The organism is Ruegeria sp. AG1 (assembly GCF_056541705.1).
This window is the reverse complement of sequence record NZ_JBQFYU010000012.1, coordinates 154,818-178,447: the sequence shown is the minus strand read 5'-3', so window position 1 is coordinate 178,447 and position 23,630 is coordinate 154,818. Positions and strand designations below refer to the sequence as shown.

The window sequence follows — 23,630 nt, the reverse complement described above, 5'->3', positions numbered from 1 at the left end:
ACTGTTCCGCGACAGCCAGCGTGACAAACACGCCGAGGCACCACAGGCCGCAGAATAAACGCACCAAAACACAAACAATCAAAGCGCCGCCAAAACACAGGGCGGCGCTTTCGCGTGTCGCATCCTGCAAACACATATCGCTATCAGAGAGGTCGGCGCACCGCGAATCCTTCATTTTGGGTCCAAGATGGAGGATTGCCCTTTGAATATTCGAACCCAATCACGTTCCGGAGGCCGCGCGGCGCGGCGTGCACAACGCACAGCCCCGAACTTTGAAATGCTCCCCGGCCTGACCCGCGCCATCCCCGAATGCGAGGTGATGGACGGCAGCCAGGTCGAGACGATCGACAATGCTGCCATGGACATTCTGGAAAATGTCGGCGTTCAGTTCCGCGACCCGATCGCGCTGGAAGACTGGAAGAAAGCCGGCGCCAAGGTTGACGGCGAACTGGTCTATCTGGACCGCAACATGGTGCGTGCGCTGATCTCGACCATTCCGGCAAAGTTCACCTATCACGCGCGCAACCCGGCAAACAACGTCAAGCTGGGCGGCAAGCATTCGGTCTTTGTGCCGATGACCGGCGCGCCTTTCCTGCGCGATCTGGACGATGTGCGCCGCAACCCGCTGCTGGAAGATCTGGCGATGTTCCACAAGCTCAGCCATATGATGCCCGCGCTGCACAGTTCGGCCCACCATATCGTCGAGCCTTACGATCACCCGATCAGCCAGCGCCACCTGCGCATCACCTACTCGTCGATGAAATACTCGGACAAGATGTTCATGGGCATGACCACCTCGCCCAAGAATGCCGAGGACGTGATGGATATGTGCGCGATCCTGTTTGGAGATGAGTTCATCGATAGCCACCCCGTGACCACCGGCAACTGCAACGGCAACAGCCCTCTGGTCTGGGATGAGACGATGCTGGGCGCGATGCGAGCTTTCTGCCGCCGCAATCAGCCAGTCCTCTGCTCACCCTTCGTTCTGGGGGGGGCAAACACGCCTGCCTCCGTGCCTGCCACCGTGGCGCAATTGACGGCCGAGGCGCTTTCAGCGCTGGCCTATACGCAGGTGGTCCGCAAAGGGGCGCCCGCGATCTGGGGTCACTACCTGTCAACCGTGTCGATGAAATCCGGCGCGCCGATGGCTGGCACGCCCGAGATCAGCCTGATGAACTTCATGATCGGTCAGATGGCCCGGTTCTATGATGTTCCCTGGCGCACCTCGAACACGTTGGGCGGCGCCAAGACCTTTGATGCACAGGCTGGCTACGAATCTGCCACGACGCTCAGTGCAGTTTTGCATGCCGGGGCGAACTACATCTGGCATTCGGCGGGCTGGAACGAGGCCGGTATGCATTGCTCGGTCGCCAAGTTCATCGTGGACTCGGAGCAATGCGCCATGGCCTATCGCATGGCGGAAGGTCCCAAATGGGGCGACTTCGATCAGGCACTTGCCGCCGTTCCGGATGTCGGACCGGGCGGCCACTATCTGGGCCATCCGCACACGCAGGACAACTTCCAGACGGCGTTCTTTATGCCCGAGCTGTTCGACAACAACTCGATCGAGCAATGGCAGGCGGAAGGCAGCGTTGAGATCACGGAACGCGCCCTCAAATACGCCAAGAAACTGCTGGCCGAGTATCAGGAACCAAAACTGGACGAGGCCAAGAACGAAGAACTTCTGGACTATATCGCGCGCCGGGAACGGGAAATTCCGGCAGCGGATGAGTTGAACCAGACCTACTGATACCAACTCCCCTACTGGCCCGCCCACCATTCGGGGCGGGCTTTTTTTTGCAAAACCGTTAAAGTCGCAACAAGCGTGAAGGCGTGCTGGTCTCAGGCCGCTCAATGGCGGCAGGCTCGGTTGAGCCCGCCATACTCATTCATCCCGCGCGCGCCATTCTTTCCAACGCAACACGGCATTCGCCCCGATTTCCCGGAATGGCTGGGGCGGCAGGCGTTTTGGGATGTCTTCGGCTTCGAAAAAACTTGTAATGTCGGAACTGTGGCCGCAGGCCCTCTCCGCCGCTGCGATCCCGGTCAGAGTCCCGCGTGCGGTGCCCAGCCCGTTCTGAACGCAACCGGAATAAACACCCGCCTCGATCTCTCGGGCGACAGAGACACCATTGAGGCTGAGGCATAGGTGACCAGCCCATTGATGTTCCATCCTCAGTCCCGCCAGTTGAGGGAACCGCTGATCGAATTTGCGCTGCATCACTTTGGCCGCGCGCGCCAGATCGCGGGAGGTTGCACTCATGCCCGGGCGTAACGCTGCACAGGTCCGGGTGACAATGCGATTGCCGCCCTGGCCAGCGTCAATCCTGCGCATGGTCGTTCCCATCGGGTCCGAGGGCGTCACACCCCAGCGCGGCCGCCCGCCCAAACGGGCCAGCGCATCGGAGTCCAACTCCGGCGTCATCGAGGCAAAGAGGAACAGCTGCATCAACCGGTCACGTTCGATCCCGAAGCTTTCCAGATGGCCGTTGACCGTCAAGATGATCTTGCCGGTGCTTACGGTGCCTTTCGCAGTCCGCACCATCCAATCGCTGCCGCGTTTTTCAAACCCAAGAACGGGCGAGTTTTCGAAAATAGCAACCCCATCCCCGGCCAACCCAGCCGCCAACCCCCGAACATAGCCCGCCGGTTGCAGCATGACGGTTCCGGGCGTGAAAAGGCCCGATTGATAGTGCCGTGATCCGGTGAGTTCATGCATCTGCGAGGGGTCCAGAATCTCGCTGGTTTCGCCCAAGGTTTCCAAATGCCGCGCGTAGCTGACATTGTGGGCATGGCCCGTGTCGCCAAACGCTCCGTTGACCTTGCCCACTTCGTCGAAAAAGTTGCGGTCGATCTGGTATTGCTCAGCAGCGGACCGCGCGAATGCGATGGCCTGCCGGTTGAGGGCGATCATGGTCTTGTCGTCCCCCGCGCCGGCATAGTCATCCGATGCAAGGTCGTGCGGCAGATCTATCATGAAGCCCGAGTTTCGCCCTGCGGCCCCTTCGGCCACGCGACCTGCTTCAAGCACGATCACACGAGCCTTAGGATCCAATTGGGTCAGACGCCGCGCCGCCGACAAACCGGCAAAGCCGGCGCCGACGACCACGACATCAGCCGTCAGGTCCTTGTCCAACTCCACTGCGGGAGGCTGGGCGCCGAGGATGGCGCTCCAGGCCGCTGGGCCGCGATGGGTTGGCAGTTTGCGTGCTGAGTATGCGCTCAATCGACAGCCTCATCCGTGTCATCGGCCAGATCAATCCAGATGGTTTTCAATTGGGTGTACTGATCATGCGCATGGACCGAGTTATCCCGCCCGCCGAAGCCGGACTGCTTGTAGCCGCCAAAGGGCGTGGTGATATCCCCTTCGCCAAAGCTGTTCACGGTCACGGTCCCTGCCCGGATCGCCCGAGCACCTCGGATCGCACGTTTCGCGTTGGCCGTGAAGATCGAGGCGCAGAGGCCATACTCGGTATCGTTGGCGATTTTGATCGCCTCATCGAAGCCCGAGACCTCAATCACCGATAGGACGGGGCCAAAGATCTCCTCGCGCGCCAGAGTGGCGTCATTGCCCGAGACTTCGACGACGGTGGCCTCGACAAACCCTTTTTCGGCCTTGCCCCCGATCACCACGTTCTCGGCCTGATCCAAATAGCCACACACTTTGTTATAGTGCCCTTCGCTGACCAGCGCGCCCATGCGGGTTTCCGGGTCAAGTGGATCGCCAATGTTCCACTGTTTGGCGTGATGGGCGATGCGCTCCAGCAACTCGGCCTTTACATCCTTGTGCACGATCAACCGCGACGAGGCCGAGCAGTTCTCGCCCATGTTCCAGAACGCACCATTGACGATATGCGCGGCCACGCGATCCAGGTTTTCGGCATCATCCATAACAATGGCGGGGTTCTTGCCGCCCATCTCAAGCACCACCTCCTTTGCGTTGCTTTCAGCCGAGTAGGTCAGGAACCGCTTGCCGGTCACGGTCGAGCCGGTGAACGAGACCATGTCGACATCCATATGCCGCCCGATCGGCTCACCCACTGCGGCACCGCCACCGGGAACGATGTTCAGAACGCCGCGCGGCAGGCCTGCCTCCATTGCCAGTTCGGCCAGACGCAACGCAGTCAGCGTTGTCTCGGCTGCTGGCTTCACAACGACCGAGCAACCCGCCGCCAAAGCCGGTCCGATTTTCCAGGCCAGCATGAGCAGCGGGAAGTTCCACGGCAGCACCAGACCCACGACGCCAATCGGCTCACGCACGACCATGGCGATATGGTCATCGCTGGCGGGTGAGACCTGATCGTAGATCTTGTCGATCGCTTCCGCGTGCCATTTCAGACAGTGGATCGTTTCAGGCACGTCCACGGTTTCGCAGTCATAGATGGTTTTGCCGCTGTCGATGCACTCCATCACGGCCAGTTCGCGGGCGTTGCGGGTCATCAGTTTGCAGAGCCGGATCAAAACATCCTTACGGTCCGAGGGGTGCAGTTTCGACCACCGCCCATCGTCAAAGGCTTCGCGCGCTTTTTCGACCGCGAAGTCAACGTCCGCAACACCGCAAGCGGCGATATCGGCCAGCTTTTCACCGGTCGCGGGGTTCACCGTCTCGAACGTCTCGCCCGAGATCGCCGGGCGGTACGCGCCGTCAATGAATGCTCCGGTCGGCAGAGTCAGGTCTGCGGCGATGGATTTGTATTCGTCCTGTGTCAGCAATTCCATGCCTTAGCCCCCAATCTTCTTTTTAGCTACGATATCAGCGATTGTTTTCTTCAACACGCGCGTCACCTGTTCCAGCGCCCGCTTGTCATCCTTGTTCAGCCCCTTCAGCGGAGCCCGCATTGCCCCCGCCTCAATGCCGTTCATGGTGACACCATGTTTAATGGTCTGGATGAACTTGCCGCCCTGCTCCAGCACCCGCATCAGAGGCATCATCGCGCTCATGATCCTGCGGCCTTTCGCGAAATCACCTTCGATCACACAGGCGTTGTAGAGCGCCACATGCTCTTCCGGCAGAAAGTTCGACCCTCCGCACACCCAAAACGGCGCGCCCCAGGCAAAGAACTCCAGCGCCTGATCATCCATGCCACATCCCAGCTGAATATGCGGGTAGTCGCGCGCCAACAGATGGACCCGGTTGATATCGCCCGAGCTTTCCTTGATGCCACAGAAATTCCGGCTGCGGCCCACACGGTCGAGGAACTCTTCTCCCATCATCGTCCCGGTGCGGTGCGGGTAATTGTACAGCATCACCGGCAGGTCAGCGGCCTTGTCGATGGCCAGCGCGTTCAGCGCGTTTTCCCGGTCGGTGGGCACCGAATAGGGCGGGCTTGCCAGCAGGATCGAATCTGCTCCGATCTCACGCGCACCCGAGGCCAGCGCAATCGAGTCCGGCGTCAGCATCGCTCCGGTCCCAACGACCAGAGGCAGACGACCTTTCAACTGCGCGTGCGTGAACTTGGCCAGTTCCAGCCGCTCTTCCACGGTCTGGGCATAGTTTTCGCCGGTCGAACCGCCCGAGATCAGCCCGTGAACGCCGCTGGCGATCAGGTATTCGATCACATCGGACAAAGCGTCCCAATTCACGCTGCCATCCTCGTAATAGGGCGTGACCACAGGGGTATAGATCCCCTCAAACTTGAAAATCGGGTTCATTCCGTCCTCATGCAGGTTTCGAAAGAGGCGGGATGCCCATCGGGACATCCAGCGCATCAGGCATCACGAACAGCTCAATCTGATCGCGAGACAGGTTCCAGTGGTCCTCGGCCAGCTGCGCAGCAGCCGCCTCATCGCCCGCCTCGATGGCGGCGATTATGGCGTCGTGCTGGCGGCTGGCTTCAGTCAAGTTTTCGGTCAGACCCGTGTTGCGCGGTCTGTAAAAGGTCATCCCGATCCGGGCGTGGTCGATCAAAAGGCGATTGAACGACGGCAACAGATATACATTGCCGGACATCTGCCCCGTGACATCGTGAAACCGGTTATTGGCCAGCGCGCGATCCTCGGCCGAGCCCGACTGCAAAGCCGAACAAAAGGACCGCTGGGCATCTTTCAATACCTCAATCTGATGTGGCATGGCGTTGCGCGCGGCCAGCCTCAGGATGGCGCCGTACACCATCGGGGCCGCCAGAAAGAAATCCCGCAGCGTGGTATGCGACATCTCGGATACGCGCGTGCTGCGGTTGGCGCGCTGATCCAGATATCCCTCTCCGGCCAACTGCCGAAACACTTCGCGCAGCGGGGTTCGCGACAGGCCGAAAGCTTCGGACAGATGCGCCTCATCCAGATCCGCGCCGGGTTGTAGCCGCAAGGTCAGAATCGAGACCTTGAGGTGTTCTGCAAGCTCAGATTTGCGCGAACGCGCTTCGTCCTTCATCCGCCTATCCCTTTGCCGCGGCCACTTGGCGAATCGAGATCGCCCAGCCAAGGGTGTTGTATGCGATTAAAATACAACTTGTATACAATTAATTTTCGTGCAGCATATGCAACCTGCGAATAATGTCGAAACCAACCAGCAGCCCGGAAGCGCAAAGACCGCCATGCCCGATCCCAGCCACATCACCTTCATTCTGATCGAGGAGTTCTCGCACCTCGCGTTTTCCTGCGCGGTCGAGCCTTTGCGGATTGCCAACCTCGTCAGCGGGCAGGATCTCTACAGCTGGTCTTTTGTGTCAGAGCATGGTGAACACGCTGTCTGCTCCAACGGATCTGTGACGCTGGTGCATGGGGGGTTTGATAGTCTCCCCAAATCTGATCAGATTTTCGTGCTGTCTGGCATCCACATGCGGAACCACGCCTCCAAACCTCTGCTGGCGTTGCTACGGCGTGAACGGGCACGAGGGACTGCGATCGGCGCACTATGTTCGGGCGCTTGGCTTCTGGCCGAGGCCGGTTTTCTGAACGAAATGCAGGCCGCCATTCACTGGGAATACCATGACGCCTTCACCGAGGCCTTTCCCGATGTGAACCTGGTACGCAGCGTGTTTGTGGCCGACGAAAAGCACATCACCGCCTCGGGCGGCACGGCGACAGCCGACCTTATGTTGCACTTGATCGAACGAGACCACGGGGTCGAGCTGGCCATGGATGTGGCCGATCAGATGGTTTACAACGCCGTGCGCAACGCAACGGCCAAACAGCGCGTTTCCCTGCAATCGCGCAACGGCATGCGCAACATCCATCTGGCCAAAGCGATTGAGGTCATGCGAAACAACATCGAAACGCCAGTCTCGCCCTCTGCGATTGCAGATGAGCTCGGTATTTCGACACGGCAGCTCGAACGGCTTTTCGGCAAATACCTGAATACCTCGCCCAAAAAGTACTTTATGGAGATGCGTCTGGAACGCGCGCAAAAGCTACTGTTGCAAACCGAGGCCTCTGTGACCGAGGTCGCCATGGCATGCGGATTTGAGAATCCCGGCCATTTCTCACGCGTGTTTCGTCTGAGTTTTGGCGTCACGCCTCACGCACAGCGCAACAAGATTGACTGAAATCAAGCAAACCCACCACTGGGGGAGAGCGTCCTGATCTGCCCGAAACTGGGCACATCCACGCTCATCCCCCGATCCCTTCGAGAACCCCCTCATTAAAATCGGACTAGTCAACACCTCGGTAGGATAGTGTGGTGGTACCGACGAATGTTGGCACAACTATTGCCAATTCGTGTCAGATCTTGGTTTCTTTCCGACACAAACATTAATTTTGCGGAATTTGATCAGAATTCAGGTCAGAGCTGAGTGTTTTGTGCACGCATAAGCACCCACGCACCCGCTCAGACCCCAGGTGATTCCGGTCCGACTTTCGAGCTTGTCTACTTTGCTCGTCGATCCACCCTGCCGAAACCCTTTTCACCAAGCATGGAGGCAGTATTAGTCCGAGCCTTGCAAAGCCGAGACATCAAGGACCGGCGACTGTGAGGTAACATGGACGCGCCGCGTAACACCCTGCGACGATGCGGTGATATCGAGCGTCGAAACTTGATCAAAACGCTCAAAATACGCGAACTCGATCATATCCAGAGCGGCCATGTCCGAACACTGAATAACATACTCGGCCAGAAACTCGGGCGCGCCTACCGCGTCTGCATCCGACCCCAGCCCTTCGCCCGTCAAAGAAACATTTGCCGACGCCGTGGCGCACCCAGCCTGTTCAGGGACAACAAAAAGGGTTAACGGCTTTGACAAGGACGAAATGGCATCCGCGATCGCGGACCGATCCGCGTCATCTGCTGCGCGATGGTCGAACCCCAAAATATCCTCGCTCGGAACCGCTAACGACACGCTGAACTGAGTTTCCTCAAAGGAAATATCCAATGACCCCGCAACAGCACTCTGCGCGGGAACCTGATCCCCTGCCCATGCCTGGACGGTTACTGCACACAAACCGATCGAAGCACTCAACCACTTCATGAACTCACACCACTCGCAATAGAATCACATGGATTAGTCTAACTTTATACGAACATGGCGCAATCGCGACGGCGTGTATCAGACCCACCAGATATGGGGATGTCGCGACGCTGCAGTAAATCTGACAATAAAACTCAGGTTGACATTGTCGACTATTTCACTCAGTTATACGCATGCAAGTGCACCCGCTATTGGGCGCACCTGAACGAGATTTCTGACATGAAAGACCTGAACCCAATGACGAAATTCTTTGCTGCCGCCAGCACTCTGACCCTATGCGTGGCCACCGCCGCGTCTGCCGGTGACGCCCCTGCAAAAGCGGATGTGCTGGACACTTATGCCAATATTGCAGAAGCCAAATACGATGACAGCCTGATCGCCGCCAAAGCGCTGCAAAACGCCGTCAACGCACTGATCGCCGACCCGTCGGACGCCACGCTGAACGCTACCCGCGTGGCCTGGATCGCCGCCCGCGTCCCCTATCAGCAGACCGAGGTCTACCGCTTTGGCAATGCCATCGTCGATGATTGGGAAGGCAAAGTGAACGCGTGGCCGCTGGACGAAGGCCTGATCGACTATGTCGACGCCTCCTACGGCGGCGCCACGGATGAGAACGAATTCGCCGTTCTCAACGTCATCGCAAACCCGAACTTCGAGCTTTCGGGAACCGCGATCGACGCGACCGATATCACCCCAGAACTGCTGGCAGACACCCTGCACGAAGCCGACGGGATCGAGGCTAACGTCGCCACCGGCTACCACGCCATAGAATTCCTGCTTTGGGGGCAAGACCTGAACGGTCACCGCGCAGGCCCAGGCAACCGCCCGGCCACCGACTATGCGAAAGGCGACAACTGCACCAACGGCAACTGCGACCGCCGCGCACAATACCTGAGCGCCGCGACCGACCTGCTGATCAGCGATTTGGAATGGATGACCGCACAATGGGCCGAAGGTGGTGATGCACGCGTCGCCCTCACCGAGAACGAATCCGCGGGCATCAGCGCCATTTTGACTGGCATGGGTTCGCTGTCCTACGGGGAACAGGCTGGTGAGCGTATGCGCCTGGGCCTGATGCTGAACGACCCCGAGGAAGAGCATGATTGCTTTGCCGATAACACGCACAACAGCCACTACTACGATGGCCTTGGCATTCAGAACGTCTATCTGGGCAGCTACACCCGCATTGACGGCACTCCGATCTCGGGCGCCTCGCTGTCGGATCTGGTTATCGCTATAGACCCGACGCTGGACACCGAGATGAAGGCAAAACTGTCGAACACCATGCAAGCTCTGGGACGGATCAAATCGACCGCCGAGGCCGGTTTCGCCTATGACCAAATGCTGGAGCGCGGCAACGCCGGTGGCGAAGCGCTAATCATGGGTGGCGTCAACGGTTTGGTCGACCAGACCAAGACCATCGAGCGTATCGTATCGACCCTCGACCTCGATGGCATCGAGTTCGAAGGATCGGACAGCTTGGACAACCCTGACGCGGTTTTCCACTAGACGCATCGAGGTGCCAGAGGCGTCGGCAAAACGGCGTCTCCGGCAACCCGGCCACCATAAGGTGACTGGACTTGAAGGCATTACCTTACTAAATAAGTAAGAAACTCAACGAGCCTCGATTCGCCATGATCGTCTGCCACTGCACAAACATCTCCGACCACGACATCCGGGCCGCCATCGACTGGATGCGGACCTCTGACCCGCAAGCAATCATTACCCCGGGCAAGATCTACCACGCGCTCGGTAAATCTGCCGACTGTGGCGGATGCATGCCGCTTTTCCTAGACACGATGCGAACCGACGATAATCTGGAAGTCCCCATGCAGCTGCGTGCGTTACGCACCGGCCTATCACAGGAGAAGGCAGATGAAGGGCGATCCCAAGGTCATAGAGTATCTCAACAAATCCCTGCGGCATGAGCTGACAGCCGTCAGCCAGTATTGGCTGCACTACCGGCTTCAGGAGGACTGGGGCCTGGCCCATATGGCCAAGAAAAGCCGCGAAGAAAGCATCGAAGAGATGGGTCATGCGGACAAGCTGATCGAACGGATCATCTTTCTGGAAGGCCACCCGAACCTGCAAAAGCTCGACCCGCTGCGGATCGGGCAGAACCCCAAGGAAACGCTGGAATGCGATCTGGCCGCCGAACACGACGCCCGCACACTGTATGTCGAAGCGCGGGAGTATTGCCGCGAGGCCGGCGACTACGTCTCTATGTCGCTTTTTGAGGAACTGATCAGCGATGAAGAAGGTCATATCGACTTCCTCGAGACGCAGCTCGATCTGTACGAACGGATTGGCGACGCCAATTATGCGCAACTCAACGCAGCGAAAATGGACGCCGAAGAATAGTATTCTCGCCCTCTTGGTGGTCGCATCTGCGGCCACCCCTTCCCTGTCAGCCGAGCTGCGGGACCTTCACCTCAACTTCACCCCACGCACCGAAGACGAACGCGCCCGTATTGCCGGTGTCACCGCACTGCCGCAGGATTTCAGCGCGCCGCAAAGGTTCGAAGAGTTGCCTGCCGGGGCCGCAACCGTGCGTGTGCGCAACAACGCGGATGCGTTCTCGCAACCGTCCAAGAACCTGAGCTTTGAACAAGAACTGGACTTCAAGGTCGGCAACGGATTGTTCAAGAAAATCTGGGTCTCGTCGCCCTCTTCGACTCTCGCATCTGATGGTCTTGGACCGCTCTACAATGCTCGGTCATGCCAGCGCTGTCACATCAAGGATGGGCGCGGGCATACACCGAACGGGCCGGATGACAACGCCATCTCGATGTTCCTGCGCGTATCCATTCCCGGAGGTCGAGAGGACGCGCCGGAGGGGATAGAAGATTATCTCGCCACCCTGCCCGAGCCCAACTACGGCGGCCAGATGCAGGATTTCGCGCTGGCCGGCCATTCGGCGGAATACCGGTTGGAGATCACCTACGAAGAGATCCCCGTTGCGCTGTCAGAGGGCGAAACCGCCTCGCTCCGCCGTCCCACCTACACGGCTGCCGATCTGGGATACGGCGCGCTACACCCCGACGCCATGCTCAGCCCCCGCGTTGCGCCGCAGATGATTGGCCTCGGGCTGCTTGAGGCGATCCCTGTTGAGGACCTGCTGACCAAAGCCGACCCGGACGATACGGATGGCGATGGTATCTCGGGCCGGGCGAACATTGTCTGGTCGACCGAGTTTGACGCCCCGATGATGGGCCGCTTTGGCCACAAAGCCGGTATGCCCACGGTCATGGAGCAATCGGCGGCGGCGTTTGCAGGTGATATCGGTATCTCGACCCCGCTGTTTCCCGCCCCTTACGGAGATTGCACCGATGCGCAGCTCAATTGCGTAAAGGCCCCGCATGGCGACGGCGATGTGCGCGTCTTCGAGGTTGATCAGGTCGGCATGGACCTCGTGGCCTTTTACAGCCGCAATCTGGGCGTGCCGGGTCGCCGGGATGTGGATGACCCGCAAGTGCTGCACGGGAAAGAAGTGTTCCACACCACAGGCTGCGCCGCCTGCCATACCCCGACCCATGTTACTCATCACATGGAAGACCGGCCCGAGCATAGTTTTCAACTGATCTGGCCCTATACCGACCTGCTGCTGCATGACATGGGCGACGGTCTGGCCGACAACCGCCCTGAGGCACGCGCCACAGGCCGCGAATGGCGCACGCCACCCCTATGGGGGATCGGCCTGACCCAGCGAGTGTCCGGCCATACCGAGTTTCTGCATGACGGGCGTGCCCGCAACCTGCTTGAGGCTGTGCTTTGGCACGGGGGCGAGGCGCAATCCGCCCGTGACACTGTCGTGATCATGCCCAAAGCCGACCGCGACGCCCTTATCCGTTTTCTCGAAAGTCTTTGAATCATGCGCCTATTTGCTTTTGCCATTGCCCTAGTCGCCCCTCTGGCGGCGTCAGCCCAAGACCGTGCAGCGATCCTAGCAGATGTACCTGCCGCGCATATATTGCCACGCTTTGCTGAACTGGCAGACGCCACCGAGGCTTTGTCCGTCAAGTCCCAATCCGATTGCGCGCCTCAATCAGAGACTCTGCGCGCAGCCTATGGCACCGCCTTCGACGCGTGGATATCGGCCAGCCACCTGCGCTTTGGCCCTACCGAGGCCGACGACCGCGCCTTTGCCATGGCCTTTTGGCCAGACACCAAAGGTTTCACGCCCAAGGCCCTTTCGCAGCATATCGCAGCCGAAGACCCCGCGGTGAACGACACGGCCGCCTATGCCGAAACCTCGGTCGCGGGGCGCGGGTTCTTTGCGCTTGAACAGATGCTCTACGATCCCAAGTTCACCGATCAGGGCAGTGCCGAATATCGATGCGCGCTGATCCGGGCCATCACGGTCGATATAAACGCAAATGCTAGCGCGATAGCTGAAGAGTGGCGAAGCTATGCGGTGAACCTGAAACAGCCGGGAGGCGACAGCCCATACCGCACGCAGGATGAGGCGATGCAGGAGTTGTTCAAAGCACTCTCGACCGGGCTGCAATTCACCGCCGAGACCCGATTGGGCCGCCCCCTTGGAACTTTCGACCGCCCCCGCCCCAACAGAGCCGAAGCCCGCCGCTCCGAACGCGCCTTGCGTCATGTCGAGCTGTCCTTGATTGCCCTGCAGGACCTTGCAGCGCGGCTGTCCGCCGACCATCCCGAGATCGCGCATGACCTGGACCTAGCCTTCAATCGCGCGATCAAAAACGCCCGGTCAATAAACGACCCCGCCTTCGCCGGTGTGGCCGATCCCGCAGGCCGGTTCCGCATCGAAGCGCTGCAACAGGCCGTGAATGACATTAGGACCATCGCCACGACCGAGCTTGGCCCAACCCTCGGCATCAGCGCCGGGTTCAACTCTCTGGACGGGGACTGAGTAGTGACCAACCGTCGCCATTTCCTGGCCGGTCTTGCGGCTGCAATCCTTGCGCCCGCAACGGGGTGGGCCTCGGTCGGGGCGCCTGCTTTTCTGGCCGCCGGGCTGTTTCCGGATGGCTCGTTCCGTCTGGCCGGCTTGGATGAGGGCGGAGACATCCTGTTCTCGCTGCCCCTGCCCGCAAGGGGCCACGCTGCCGCCGCACACCCCCGCAAAGCGCAGGCCGTGGCCTTTGCCCGCCGGCCCGGCACGTTTGCTCTGGTCATCGACTGCGTAACCGGGCAAGAGCTTACTCGGCTACAGGCCCCCGAGGGGCGGCATTTCTACGGTCACGGCACGTTCACAGCAGAAGGCACCCGGTTCTTTGCCACCGAAAACGACTACGAGGCTGGCGAAGGCCGTATCAGCCTATGGGACGCCACCAGCTTTGAACGTCTGGGAGAGTTTTCCTCGGGCGGCATCGGTCCGCATGACATGCGCCTGATGCCGGATGGTCAAAGCCTTGTGATCGCCAATGGAGGAATCGAAACCCACCCTGAGACCGGGCGGACGAAACTGAACCTACCCGTCATGCAGCCAAACCTGACCTATCTGGACCTGTCCGGTCGACTGCTTGAACGGGTCGAGCTGCCAAACGCCCTGCACAAGAACTCCATCCGCCACCTCAGCGTGCGCAACGACGGGCTGGTGGGGTTCGCGATGCAGTGGCAGGGCAGCCAGACCAAGCACCCGCCATTGTTGGGCCTGCACCGTCGGGGCGCGCCGCCGCAACTTCTGTCCGCACCAGAAGACCTCCAAAACACCTTGCAAGGATACGCTGGCAGCATCGCCTTCTCGGCCAGTGGCGCCGAGGTCGCCATAACCTGCCCACGGGGAAACGCACTGCATCTTTTCGACGTAGCAGGTCGCAGCTTCACGAATGCCTTCGTGCTAGAGGATGTCTGCGGTCTGGGCGCAGGTCCGGACGGGTTGGTCTTTACCACCGGCACAGGCACGTTTGGCAGTGTAAACGGGCAGAACGCGCGGGTTCTAGCCCGCCCCGATTGCCAATGGGACAACCACCTGATCCCGATCCGCTCGCACGCGTAACGTTCGGCAATCCCTGTCACATAGTTTACACTTGGACGAATCAAAATGCTGCCGTATTGGCGGGCGCGAAACAGGCACCTCTGAGTTAAGGACTGACTTGATTGAAACACACGCCCGACGCACCGCATACCATCTACGGGGTTGAGAAATGGGGCAAAGGCCTCATCGAGGTGACGGAGCAGGGCGAGATCGGTCTGCGCAATCCGATGTCTCCGGATACAGCGGCAATCAGCCTGCCCGGTATACTCAGCGATCTGGATGACCGTGGGATCAAGGCACCGATGTTGCTGCGCGTCAGTTCGTATCTGGAACATGAGATCGCGCATCTGAACGAAAGCTTTGCCGACGCCATCGCGCGGGTGGGCTACAAAGGCCCCTATCGTGGCGTGTTTCCGATCAAGGTGAACCAGCAGGCGCAGGTGGTGGACCGCATCGTCGAGTTCGGTAAGAAATACAACTATGGCCTCGAGGCCGGATCAAAGCCCGAATTGGTCGTGGCTCTTGCGCATCGTCTGGCGCCTGAGGCGCTGATCGTCTGCAATGGCGTCAAGGATGCCGAGTTCATCCAACTGGCGATTCTGTCCCGCAAGATCGGCTTCAACACGGTCATCGTGCTGGAAAGCCCGAAAGAGGCGGACACGGTGATCGCGGTCTACAAGGAACTCGGGATCGAACCCCTGATCGGCGTGCGGGTCAAACTGACCAACCAGATCAGCGGCAAGTGGGAAGAAAGCTCGGGCGACCGGTCTGCTTTTGGTATGAACACTGACCAGCTGGTTGCCACCGTGGACAAGCTGAAGGCTGCGGGTCTGCTGCATTGCCTGAAACTGCAGCACTCGCATCTGGGCAGCCAAGTGCAGGACGTGAACGACGTGCGCCGCGCCGTGGGTGAGGCGTGCCGCTACTACACCGAACTCACGCGCGAAGGCGTGCCGCTGACCCATTTGGACCTCGGCGGCGGTATGGGCGTGGATTATACCGGCGAAAAGAAGGCGGCCGAAAATTCGATCAACTACACGGTCGAAGAATACTGCGCCAATGTCGTGGAAACCGTCGCCTATGCGATGGATGAGGCCGAAATCGCCCACCCCACACTGGTCACCGAAAGCGGTCGGGCGGTTGTGGCGACCTCATCTATGTTGGTGTTCAACGTGCTGGAAAGCACGCTGTATGATGCACCCACCCGCCCGGATGTCGAACCTGACGACCACCACCTTGTGTCTGACCTGGCCGCCGTGCATGGATACCTGTCCAGCGACCGGCTGCAGGAATGCTGGAACGATGCCACCTTCTACCGCAACGAGCTGCGCGCGCTGTTCCGCCGTGGATACGTGGACCTGCGCCAGATGGCCCGGGCCGAACGTATCTACCTGTCGCTGATGGCCCGCCTCAAGGCGCTGGCTGCCAGTGATGATCTGGAAACGGATGTGGATGACCAGCTTGAGAAAGTGGCCGATATCTACCACTGCAACTTCTCGCTGTTCCAATCCCTGCCCGATGTCTGGGCCATTGACCAGCTGCACCCGATCGTCCCGCTGCAAGGTCTGAACACAACGCCGGACCGCCGCGCCGTGCTGTCTGACATTACCTGCGACAGCGACGGCAAGATCGACCAATTCATTCTGGCCGATGGCGTCTCACCCAGCCTGCCGGTGCATTCGCTGCCGGATGAAGGCGAGTATTTCATGGGCGTCTTCTTTGTCGGTGCCTATCAGGAAACGCTGGGCGATCTACACAACCTGTTCGGCGACACCAACGTTGTCACCATCGACCTGCGGGCAGATGGCGGGTTCGACCTGCTGCATGAACAAGAGGGCGACACGATCAGCCAGGTCCTGTCATACGTTGAATTCGACCCACAAGACTGTGTTGCCGCCTTCCGCAAAATGGTGGACGAGGCGATCTCGACCGGTACCCTGCAAGCCAAGGACCGCAAAACCCTGATGAGCGCCTATCGCGACTCAATCAACGGCTACACCTATTACGAATAAAAGGAGACAGACCATGGGCAAAACACTGGTTGTCGGCGCGGGCGGCGTATCCCACGCAGCCGTGCATAAGATGGCGATGAACTCGGATATCTTCACCGAGATCACTTTGGCCAGCCGCACGAAATCGAAATGCGATGCCATCGCAGCAGCCGTTAAAGACCGCGTAGGTGTGGACATCAAGACCGCCGAACTGGACGCCTATAAGGTTGAAGACACGGTTAAGCTGATCAAGGAAACCGGCGCCGAGATTCTGGTCAACCTCGCCCTACCCTATCAGGATCTGGTGTTGATGGACGCATGCCTTGAGGCCGGTATCCACTACCTCGACACCGCGAACTATGAACCAGAGGACGAAGCCAAGTTCGAATACCACTGGCAATGGGCCTATCAGGAGCGGTTCAAAAAAGCCGGCCTGACCGCCATCCTCGGCTCGGGCTTCGATCCGGGCGTGACATCCGTCTTCGCGAAATGGCTGAAGAAGCACAAGCTGGACACGATCCGCCAGATCGACGTGCTGGACGCCAATGGCGGCAGCAACGATCAGGAATTCGCCACCAACTTCAACCCCGAGATCAACCTGCGCGAGGTTTTGGCCGAGGTACGCCACTGGGAAGGTGGCGAGTGGAAACACTCCCCCGCCATGACACACAAGGTCGAGTTCGACTTCCCCGCCATCGGCCCCAAAAACATGTACCTGATGTATCACGAGGAACTGGAATCGCTCTCGACCCATTTCCCCGAGATCGAGCGCGCCCGCTTCTGGATGACCTTCGGCGACGCCTATATCACCCACGCCAAAGTGTTGGAAAACGTCGGCATGACCCGCATCGACCCGGTGATGCATGATGGCAAGGAAATCATCCCGATCCAGTTCCTGAAAACCCTGCTGCCCGATCCCGGCGATCTGGGTGCGGAAACCAAAGGCAAGGCCTGCATCGGCGACATCGCCACGGGTCAGGCCAAGGACGGCTCGGGCGAGAAAACCTACTACATCTACAATATCTGCGACCACGAAGAATGCTACGCCGAGGTCGGTTCCCAGGCGGTCAGCTATACTACCGGCGTCCCTGCAATGATCGGCGCGGCACAGTTGCTGAAAGGCAACTGGCGCGAGCCGGGCGTCTGGAACATGGAACAGCTAGACCCTGATGACTTCATGGACATGCTGAACACTCACGGCCTGCCTTGGCAAGTCCACGAACTCGACGGCCCAGTCGAGTTCTAGATCCGGAACTTCATCTGGTCAAAAATATCCCGGGGGGTCCGGGGGGCTGGCCCCCGGCCTCTCCAAAATCGGAGACGCCTGACATGTCCGACATGATGACGACCCAAGCCGGAGACGCTGGTGCCTTCCGCAACTTCGACCTCGGCCGCGTCCCAACACCCTGCTTCGTGGTTGACGAAAAAGCTGTCGAACGCAACCTGACCATCCTCTCCGAGATCGGCACTCGCTCCGGCGCACACGTCCTGAGTGCGCTCAAGGCATTTTCGATGTTTTCACTGGCCCCACTGGTACGCGAACACCTCAGCGGAACCTGTGCCTCCGGCATCTATGAGGCACGGTTGGGTCGCGAAGAATATGGCGGCGAGGTCGCAACCTTTTGCGCCGGGTACAAGGATGCGGATATTGACGAAATACTGTCGCTGTCCGACCACATCATCTTCAACTCGCCCGCTCAAAAAGACCGGTTCCTCGCCAAAGCCCAAGCGGCCAATGTGCAGATCGGCCTGCGCATCAATCCGGAACACTCTGAGGGCGAGATTCCCAAATACGATCCCTGCGCACCCTGTTCACGCCTCGGGACACCCGTAAGCCAACTGTCCGAAGACACTCTGATCGGAGTAGACGGCCTGCACATGCACACGCTCTGCGAACAGGGCTTCGAACCGCTGCAACGCACATGGGCTGCTGTTGAGCCGAAACTCAAACCTTTCCTCGGTCAGCTCAAATGGCTGAACTTCGGAGGCGGCCACCATATCACGCGCGATGACTACGACCGGGACGGGCTGGTGGAATTCATCAAATCCATCCGCGCGACATACGATGTCGACATCTACCTCGAACCCGGTGAGGCCGTGGCGCTGGACGCAGGCATTCTGGTCGGAGAAATCCTTGACCTGCCGACCAACGGCATGAACCTTGCGATCACCGATATCTCGGCCACCTGCCATATGCCCGACGTGATCGAAGCCCCCTATCGCCCCGCTCTGATGGATGAGGCCGAAACGGGCCATATCTATCGCCTCGGCGGGCCGTCCTGTTTGGCAGGTGACGTGATCGGCGACTATACGTGGGACCAGCCGCTTGAGATCGGCCAGCGCTTTGCCTTCCTCGATCAGGCGCATTACTCGATGGTCAAGACCAACACGTTCAACGGTGTGCCTCTTCCGGCAATCGCCCTGTGGAACAGCGAAACGGACGAGCTGAAGATCATCAAGCAGTTCGGCTATGACGACTTTAAGGACCGCCTCTCATGAGCATTTTCCTAGACAGTGAACTGACCGCCGCTGAGCGTTCGGAAGACGCGCGCTTTCGCGTGATCCCGGTACCGCTGGAACGCACGGTTTCTTATGGGTCCGGCACCGCCAAGGGCCCAGAGGCCACTATCGAGGCCAGCAATGAGCTGGAGCGCATCACCGGCCATGCAGAACCCTGTGTCGAGGGTATCTTTACCGAAACCCCTCTGGATTGTGACGGCCCCTTGCCCGAGGTGATGGAACGCCTCGCCCAACGGACAGAAGCCGCCATTCGCGCGGGCAAAGTACCCGTAGCTCTGGGCGGAGAACACTCGCTCAGTTACGGTGCAGTGATGGGTGTGGCTCGCGCGCTGAACCAGCCCGTTGGGATCGTGCAGATCGACGCCCATGCCGATTTGCGCAACGCGTATCAGGGCGAGAAACACTCCCACGCCTCGGTCATGCACCTGCTGGTCGAAGAGGGCGTCCGTCTGGCGCAATTCGGCGTGCGTGCATTCTCAACCGAAGAGGCCAAAAGCCGTCTGAAAAACCATGTCTTCCACGTCGACGCCGAGGAACTGGTCACCGACAACATCCACGCCGTCGACCTGCCCGAAGACTTCCCGGAGCTGGTCTATGTCAGCTTTGACGTGGACGGTCTGGACCCGTCCCAAATGCCCGCCACCGGAACACCGGTGCCGGGCGGGTTGGGATACTATCAGGCGCTACGCCTGGTCGAACACGCCCTGAGAGGCCGCAAATGCGTGGGCTTCGATGTGGTCGAACTTGCCCCCGACGGCAATGCGGCGTGGGACTTTACTGCAGCCCAAATCGTCTATCGGCTGATGGCGGCCTGTTAACCCTCAGCTGTTTCGTTCAACTCCATATGCCCCTCGCCCTTGTTCAACACGCGGCGCAACATGGGCTCGAAAAACTCCAGCGGTTTGGTCGGGTAGTTCGGGTCGAACGCCTTCTGATCGTATTCGTGACAGAAATAGCGGCAGTCCTCCCAATAGGGGCTGTCGCGATACTTGTCGCGCGCGTTGCGGTCTCCGCCAAGATGGTGGTTGTAGTAATAGCCCTGAAACACGCAGTGATGCTTGAGGATCCAATGGGTTTTTTCGCTGACATAGGGCTTCATCATCGCCGCTGACAGCTCACCATGGTTGTAAGGCGACAAGATATCGCCTGTGTCATGGATCAGCGCGGCGACCACAAGTTCTTCATCCGCTCCATCCTCATAGGCCCGCGTCGCGGCCTGCAGAGAGTGTTTGTACCGGTTCACCGGATATGGCGTCCATTCCTCATCCAAGGAACGAATCGCATCCAGGATCCGGTCTGGCAAAGCGGCATTATAGGCCTCTTCATAGTCCATAACGGCGTCCCAATCGGCCTTTGTGGCCTCTTCAAAACTGGTCCAGGTCGGCTTGTGGCTTTTGTCCAGCATGGCATGTCCTCTGACTTGATTGAGAATAGGATATCTCGACTTGCGTGCTAAAAAAAATGAATTGATTTTATCATATCGATCAAAAAATACTGTCACCATGCAAATCAAGGCTTTTGAAACTTTTCTGTGCGTTGCTGAGACCGGAGGGTTTCACGCAGCAGCGCGCAAGCTGAATGTGACCCAAACGGCTGTCAGCGCGCGCATACGGCAGATCGAGGACGCCACCGGAAAGCCTCTTTTCACCCGCGGGGCCGGAGGCACAGCACTCACAGATTTTGGACGCCAATTTCGTCCTTACGCCGAGCAGATGCTCTCACTCTGGTCTTATGCTTCGACTGATTTGCCTACGCAAAACCAGAATCGCCCGGCATTGAGGCTGGGGGCGCAGCTCAGCGTTTGGGACCCCTTACTGGTCGATCTTGCCATACGTTTCGAACAGCACCTTGGCCAATTGCTGCTGACGCTGAACTACGATCATGATCTGGATATGGTGGACGCGGTCGCAACACATGTGCTGGACGCCGCGCTGAGCCACGAAAAGCCCTCAGACCGGCGGGTCATTTTTGAAACCCTGCCACCAGAGCGATTGGTTCTGGTCGAAACCGCTGAGGCAGCGGTCGACAATTCGGTGTTCGTCAATCTCGAACTTGGTGCCGCCTATCAAGACCATGTGCGGACCACGGCCCGCCAGGCAGAGGGACAGACAGTCTTTCTAGGCAATTGCATGATGGCCCTGCGCTATGTCCTCAAACGAGGGGGCCGCGGGTTTTTTCCCGCCTATTTGGCTGCAGAGCATATTCGCTCTGGCGCGCTGGTGCGGGTTGACCAGAGTCCGGACCTGATGTTGCCGCTATATCTCGTAACCCGCCCCGACAGCGCTGCGTTCGAGGATATTCTAGACTGCCTGCAGGTTCTGCGAGACCCTGCCTAGACAGCGAGCTCGACGCTGGAACGGCGCCAGATTGGGCGCCCTGCAACTGCCAAGAACAGGCATGAGATCAGGATACCAATGACCGCCGGTGCGTAGAGAACGATCCAAAGACCTGGATCACCTATCACGACCGGAGAGACAAACCCCCGGACTCCTTCCAGCAGAACTAGAATGGTAAACGCCCCCAGAATCTGCGGCCACAACCCGAAACGCGAGAAACTGCCCAGCATCAGGGTGGCATAACCGACCAGCCCAACTGCCACGCAAATCGCGATCCATGAGAATCGCTGGTGCAACTCATCCGTCAGTTCACCCAGGCTGAACCCTTCGGCGCTGGCGACAGCCTCGCGGTCCCGGATCAATTCGATCGTGGGGATCGCTTCAAGGCTGCGGGTATTCATACCGCCGGTACTGGTCAGAACCGATATATCATATGAGGCGTCCTGAAACAGGGTCGATGACAGAGAGCGCCCGTCCTTGTCCAGACGCAGCGCGACCCCATCCAGCATGACAAGGTTGATGCCCGCCGCGTTGTTCACCAGATACGCCGTTGAGCTTGAATAGCTGACAGAATTCGCCGGGTCCCGCCGGTCTGAAACAAAGACCTCGTGCAAAGTCCCGTCCAGATCAATCCGACCGATATAGACCGTGACACCGTCGGCGGGGTGCAGAAACTCACCTTCGTTTAGCAATTGGGCGGTCACGTCACCTGCAACTTCGGCCTGCCGGATCTCGAGCTGCTCGACCGAGGCAGGGCGCAGGAAAACGCTGATCGCCGCCATCATCATCCCTGTGACAAGACCGAATAGCACAACAGCCCGCGCGAGGCGCCATGGGCTGGAGCCAGTCGCCAGCATTACCGTCATCTCACTTTCCCGGCTGAGGCGGTTCGTGGCGTAAACGGCCGCAGCGAACACAGCCATCGGCATCACTGTCCGGATCAGGGTCGGCAGCGTCAGAGCGGTGAATTCGAGGAACACAATCGCCGACTGGCCGCCACTGATCACCCGATCAAACAGGCTGACAGACCGCGTGATCCAGAAAACACCGACCAGAACCAGAGTGAAAAAGCCGAACAGCACCAGCAACTGCCGCAGGAAGTAACCATCGAAACGCGACATGTACCCTCATTCCCGGTGTCTGCGATTTGCGGGGACTTTAGGCTATCCCGCAAGCAGAGGAAAGACGGTCACCGCCCTGCTTTGAGATCGGGTGGGGTTTCAGATGACCAGAAGATCGACCTGATGTTTGATCTGCGCGAACGCTTCACGTGACACGGGATGAAAGCCCCCAGCATGACGATAAACGCTCTGGTAGTTGTCAAATAGCAGGTCACACAGCTCTTGCTGGGTGCTGTGCTGTCCGTCCGGGGTGAATTCCAAAAATATCGGTGGCCTGTACTCTGCGATGAGTTGCTTCATCCCCTTCAGGGCGGATAGCTCATGGCCCTCAACATCCATCCAGACCAGCCCAATTTGAACAGCCTTGAGGGTGCCCGACTGCACCATATCGTCAATCCGAACAATCTCGACTGAAAAACTCTCTCGGGTTTTGCCGCTTGTGCGTTTGGCCCCCAGACGTGAGCCACCTCGGTTGAACAGATCTCGCGTAAATTCCGCCGTTCCACTCGTGTCCGAAGCCGCGACACCCAAAATCTCCACTTTGTTTGTCAGCCCGTTCAAAGCAAGATTGTGACGTAGCAGGTTCATATTGTCCGGGTCTGGCTCGATCGCAACGACGGCGTCGCACTGAAGATCGAGGAAGAAGTAGACTGTCTGGGTGCCGATATTGGCCCCAACCTCCAGAACGGACATGCCGGGCTTATAGGCATTGTTCTGTTCAAGAAACGTCCGCAAATCCGTGACTGAGCCGCGGGCAAATTCACCGTTCTGGAAAAGTGAACGTCCGATTGCATCCGTTGGAAAGAAGGCAAAGGCATGATCGCCCAAGTCCCGAAACAACAGAGTATCCTGAGCAAGCAGCTGATTCATGACCGCGCGCCGGGTTTTGCCGTTGCCAAGAACACGTGAGGCAATCTTATCGGCAATCAGGCTTCTCAATCCCATTCAACACCTTTGAATACAAATCAAATATTGTCTTCAGTGCATATCGCCACGTTCTCCGCTCAGCAACACAGAGATCGATTTGATACGAAACATGGTGCATTTGCGCCCTATCGGGTTAGGCTTGTTCGACGCGGACCTACATTCGGCAAGTGTCAGTGCCCTCATCGCATGTTTGCGGCTGTTTCATTTCCAACAATGTCGTTTCAAACAGGCTACGGAATTCGGCCTCTTTCGCCGTGGGTTCGCTTGCTTCTTCATCCACAGCACAGGTCTCTTCTGGCCGAGGCCGCGTCAGTCGTGCCGCGTGCGCGCGAGGGTCGCGAAAGATCGACCAAAAACTCTGTATCAAATTCCTTCCCTCCCTA

22 protein-coding genes are annotated in these 23,630 nt (G+C 58.9%); 13 read left to right on the top strand and 9 right to left on the bottom strand.

Annotated elements, in window-relative coordinates:
• A partial coding sequence (locus tag ACR0B5_RS18450) for a hypothetical protein (protein ID WP_480542410.1) occupies nucleotides 1–220 on the bottom strand: 220 nt, incomplete at its 3' end.
• Between ACR0B5_RS18450 and ACR0B5_RS18445 the strand changes: the two genes are divergently transcribed.
• Complete coding sequence (locus ACR0B5_RS18445) at nucleotides 203–1,750, top strand: trimethylamine methyltransferase family protein (protein ID WP_480542408.1); 1,548 nt, start codon at nucleotides 203–205, stop codon at nucleotides 1,748–1,750. The genes ACR0B5_RS18450 and ACR0B5_RS18445 overlap by 18 nt on opposite strands.
• Nucleotides 1,751–1,885: 135 nt before the next feature.
• Here ACR0B5_RS18445 and ACR0B5_RS18440 read toward each other — a convergent pair whose 3' ends face one another.
• Genes ACR0B5_RS18440 through ACR0B5_RS18425 form a run of 4 tightly spaced genes read right to left on the bottom strand, consistent with a single transcriptional unit; the run spans nucleotide 1,886 to nucleotide 6,370 of the window.
• The gene (locus tag ACR0B5_RS18440; protein ID WP_480542407.1) at nucleotides 1,886–3,226 is read right to left on the bottom strand and encodes an NAD(P)/FAD-dependent oxidoreductase; all 1,341 of its coding nucleotides are present in this window, start codon (nucleotides 3,224–3,226) and stop codon (nucleotides 1,886–1,888) included.
• The gene (locus ACR0B5_RS18435) at nucleotides 3,223–4,719 is read right to left on the bottom strand and encodes an aldehyde dehydrogenase (protein ID WP_480542405.1); all 1,497 of its coding nucleotides are present in this window, start codon (nucleotides 4,717–4,719) and stop codon (nucleotides 3,223–3,225) included. The genes ACR0B5_RS18440 and ACR0B5_RS18435 overlap by 4 nt, the downstream gene beginning before the upstream one ends.
• A 3-nt stretch (nucleotides 4,720–4,722) precedes the next feature.
• Nucleotides 4,723–5,652, bottom strand: coding sequence for a dihydrodipicolinate synthase family protein (locus ACR0B5_RS18430; protein ID WP_480542403.1), 930 nt, complete (start codon nucleotides 5,650–5,652; stop codon nucleotides 4,723–4,725).
• Between the two features lie 7 nt (nucleotides 5,653–5,659).
• The gene (locus ACR0B5_RS18425) at nucleotides 5,660–6,370 is read right to left on the bottom strand and encodes a GntR family transcriptional regulator (RefSeq protein WP_480542401.1); all 711 of its coding nucleotides are present in this window, start codon (nucleotides 6,368–6,370) and stop codon (nucleotides 5,660–5,662) included.
• A 163-nt stretch (nucleotides 6,371–6,533) separates the two neighbouring features.
• Here ACR0B5_RS18425 and ACR0B5_RS18420 point away from each other — a divergent pair, with 163 nt between their 5' ends.
• Nucleotides 6,534–7,484: a GlxA family transcriptional regulator gene (locus ACR0B5_RS18420; protein ID WP_170718449.1), complete on the top strand. Its 951-nt coding sequence runs from the start codon at nucleotides 6,534–6,536 to the stop codon at nucleotides 7,482–7,484.
• 378 nt (nucleotides 7,485–7,862) lie between these two features.
• On the opposite strand, the gene ACR0B5_RS18415 is transcribed toward ACR0B5_RS18420, so the two are convergent.
• On the bottom strand, nucleotides 7,863–8,402 hold the full coding sequence (locus tag ACR0B5_RS18415; RefSeq protein WP_170718448.1) for a ZrgA family zinc uptake protein: 540 nt from the start codon (nucleotides 8,400–8,402) through the stop codon (nucleotides 7,863–7,865).
• A gap of 237 nt (nucleotides 8,403–8,639) precedes the next feature.
• Here ACR0B5_RS18415 and ACR0B5_RS18410 point away from each other — a divergent pair, with 237 nt between their 5' ends.
• The 10 genes from ACR0B5_RS18410 (at nucleotide 8,640) to speB (ending at nucleotide 19,681) form a co-directional block, all read left to right on the top strand.
• Nucleotides 8,640–9,911 carry an imelysin family protein gene (locus ACR0B5_RS18410; RefSeq protein ID WP_480542416.1) on the top strand — a complete coding sequence of 424 codons (1,272 nt, stop codon included), beginning with the start codon at nucleotides 8,640–8,642 and terminating at the stop codon, nucleotides 9,909–9,911.
• Nucleotides 9,912–10,036: 125 nt separating this feature from the next.
• On the top strand, nucleotides 10,037–10,330 hold the full coding sequence (locus ACR0B5_RS18405) for a (2Fe-2S)-binding protein (RefSeq protein ID WP_170468500.1): 294 nt from the start codon (nucleotides 10,037–10,039) through the stop codon (nucleotides 10,328–10,330).
• A complete protein-coding gene (gene bfr / locus ACR0B5_RS18400) occupies nucleotides 10,278–10,763 on the top strand; it encodes a bacterioferritin (protein WP_170556457.1) in 486 nt (161 codons plus the stop codon). Before ACR0B5_RS18405 ends, bfr begins: the two co-directional genes overlap by 53 nt.
• The gene (locus ACR0B5_RS18395; RefSeq protein ID WP_480542398.1) at nucleotides 10,723–12,270 is read left to right on the top strand and encodes a di-heme oxidoreductase family protein; all 1,548 of its coding nucleotides are present in this window, start codon (nucleotides 10,723–10,725) and stop codon (nucleotides 12,268–12,270) included. Before bfr ends, ACR0B5_RS18395 begins: the two co-directional genes overlap by 41 nt.
• Nucleotides 12,271–12,273: 3 nt before the next feature.
• A complete protein-coding gene (locus tag ACR0B5_RS18390) occupies nucleotides 12,274–13,284 on the top strand; it encodes an imelysin family protein (protein ID WP_480542396.1) in 1,011 nt (336 codons plus the stop codon).
• Between the two features lie 3 nt (nucleotides 13,285–13,287).
• Nucleotides 13,288–14,373, top strand: coding sequence for a DUF1513 domain-containing protein (locus ACR0B5_RS18385; RefSeq protein WP_480542394.1), 1,086 nt, complete (start codon nucleotides 13,288–13,290; stop codon nucleotides 14,371–14,373).
• A 101-nt stretch (nucleotides 14,374–14,474) separates the two neighbouring features.
• Nucleotides 14,475–16,364 (top strand): biosynthetic arginine decarboxylase, encoded by a 1,890-nt coding sequence (gene speA, locus ACR0B5_RS18380; RefSeq protein WP_480542392.1) that lies wholly within the window; start codon nucleotides 14,475–14,477, stop codon nucleotides 16,362–16,364.
• Between the two features lie 13 nt (nucleotides 16,365–16,377).
• The gene (locus ACR0B5_RS18375) at nucleotides 16,378–17,589 is read left to right on the top strand and encodes a saccharopine dehydrogenase family protein (RefSeq protein WP_419740886.1); all 1,212 of its coding nucleotides are present in this window, start codon (nucleotides 16,378–16,380) and stop codon (nucleotides 17,587–17,589) included.
• Between the two features lie 83 nt (nucleotides 17,590–17,672).
• Complete coding sequence (gene nspC, locus ACR0B5_RS18370) at nucleotides 17,673–18,842, top strand: carboxynorspermidine decarboxylase (protein ID WP_480542390.1); 1,170 nt, start codon at nucleotides 17,673–17,675, stop codon at nucleotides 18,840–18,842.
• Nucleotides 18,839–19,681, top strand: a complete 843-nt coding sequence (gene speB, locus ACR0B5_RS18365; protein ID WP_480542388.1) for an agmatinase — start codon at nucleotides 18,839–18,841, stop codon at nucleotides 19,679–19,681. Before nspC ends, speB begins: the two co-directional genes overlap by 4 nt.
• Here speB and ACR0B5_RS18360 read toward each other — a convergent pair.
• On the bottom strand, nucleotides 19,678–20,268 hold the full coding sequence (locus ACR0B5_RS18360; protein WP_480542386.1) for an HD domain-containing protein: 591 nt from the start codon (nucleotides 20,266–20,268) through the stop codon (nucleotides 19,678–19,680). The two genes, speB and ACR0B5_RS18360, sit on opposite strands and share 4 nt — an antisense overlap.
• A 97-nt stretch (nucleotides 20,269–20,365) precedes the next feature.
• Between ACR0B5_RS18360 and ACR0B5_RS18355 the strand changes: the two genes are divergently transcribed.
• On the top strand, nucleotides 20,366–21,199 hold the full coding sequence (locus tag ACR0B5_RS18355; protein ID WP_480542384.1) for a LysR family transcriptional regulator: 834 nt from the start codon (nucleotides 20,366–20,368) through the stop codon (nucleotides 21,197–21,199).
• On the opposite strand, the gene lptF is transcribed toward ACR0B5_RS18355, so the two are convergent.
• Both lptF and ACR0B5_RS18345 read right to left on the bottom strand, forming a co-directional pair.
• Nucleotides 21,196–22,320 (bottom strand): LPS export ABC transporter permease LptF, encoded by a 1,125-nt coding sequence (gene lptF / locus ACR0B5_RS18350; RefSeq protein ID WP_480542382.1) that lies wholly within the window; start codon nucleotides 22,318–22,320, stop codon nucleotides 21,196–21,198. The genes ACR0B5_RS18355 and lptF overlap by 4 nt on opposite strands.
• Nucleotides 22,321–22,419: 99 nt before the next feature.
• Complete coding sequence (locus ACR0B5_RS18345; RefSeq protein ID WP_480542380.1) at nucleotides 22,420–23,190, bottom strand: FkbM family methyltransferase; 771 nt, start codon at nucleotides 23,188–23,190, stop codon at nucleotides 22,420–22,422.
• Nucleotides 23,191–23,630 lie beyond the last annotated feature (440 nt).

What these genes read in the sequence shown, in the direction of transcription:
- ACR0B5_RS18420 (WP_170718449.1), top strand. Translation starts at nt 6,534, where the DNA reads ATGCCCGATCCCAGCCACATCACCTTCATTCTGATCGAGGAGTTCTCG.
- ACR0B5_RS18375 (WP_419740886.1), top strand. Translation starts at nt 16,378, where the DNA reads ATGGGCAAAACACTGGTTGTCGGCGCGGGCGGCGTATCCCACGCAGCC.
- bfr (WP_170556457.1), top strand. Translation starts at nt 10,278, where the DNA reads ATGAAGGGCGATCCCAAGGTCATAGAGTATCTCAACAAATCCCTGCGG.
- ACR0B5_RS18435 (WP_480542405.1), bottom strand. Translation starts at nt 4,719, where the DNA reads ATGGAATTGCTGACACAGGACGAATACAAATCCATCGCCGCAGACCTG.
- ACR0B5_RS18390 (WP_480542396.1), top strand. Translation starts at nt 12,274, where the DNA reads ATGCGCCTATTTGCTTTTGCCATTGCCCTAGTCGCCCCTCTGGCGGCG.
- speB (WP_480542388.1), top strand. Translation starts at nt 18,839, where the DNA reads ATGAGCATTTTCCTAGACAGTGAACTGACCGCCGCTGAGCGTTCGGAA.
- ACR0B5_RS18425 (WP_480542401.1), bottom strand. Translation starts at nt 6,370, where the DNA reads ATGAAGGACGAAGCGCGTTCGCGCAAATCTGAGCTTGCAGAACACCTC.
- nspC (WP_480542390.1), top strand. Translation starts at nt 17,673, where the DNA reads ATGTCCGACATGATGACGACCCAAGCCGGAGACGCTGGTGCCTTCCGC.
- ACR0B5_RS18355 (WP_480542384.1), top strand. Translation starts at nt 20,366, where the DNA reads ATGCAAATCAAGGCTTTTGAAACTTTTCTGTGCGTTGCTGAGACCGGA.
- ACR0B5_RS18345 (WP_480542380.1), bottom strand. Translation starts at nt 23,190, where the DNA reads ATGAATCAGCTGCTTGCTCAGGATACTCTGTTGTTTCGGGACTTGGGC.
- ACR0B5_RS18415 (WP_170718448.1), bottom strand. Translation starts at nt 8,402, where the DNA reads ATGAAGTGGTTGAGTGCTTCGATCGGTTTGTGTGCAGTAACCGTCCAG.
- ACR0B5_RS18410 (WP_480542416.1), top strand. Translation starts at nt 8,640, where the DNA reads ATGACGAAATTCTTTGCTGCCGCCAGCACTCTGACCCTATGCGTGGCC.
- ACR0B5_RS18430 (WP_480542403.1), bottom strand. Translation starts at nt 5,652, where the DNA reads ATGAACCCGATTTTCAAGTTTGAGGGGATCTATACCCCTGTGGTCACG.
- ACR0B5_RS18360 (WP_480542386.1), bottom strand. Translation starts at nt 20,268, where the DNA reads ATGCTGGACAAAAGCCACAAGCCGACCTGGACCAGTTTTGAAGAGGCC.
- ACR0B5_RS18395 (WP_480542398.1), top strand. Translation starts at nt 10,723, where the DNA reads ATGCGCAACTCAACGCAGCGAAAATGGACGCCGAAGAATAGTATTCTC.
- ACR0B5_RS18405 (WP_170468500.1), top strand. Translation starts at nt 10,037, where the DNA reads ATGATCGTCTGCCACTGCACAAACATCTCCGACCACGACATCCGGGCC.
- lptF (WP_480542382.1), bottom strand. Translation starts at nt 22,320, where the DNA reads ATGTCGCGTTTCGATGGTTACTTCCTGCGGCAGTTGCTGGTGCTGTTC.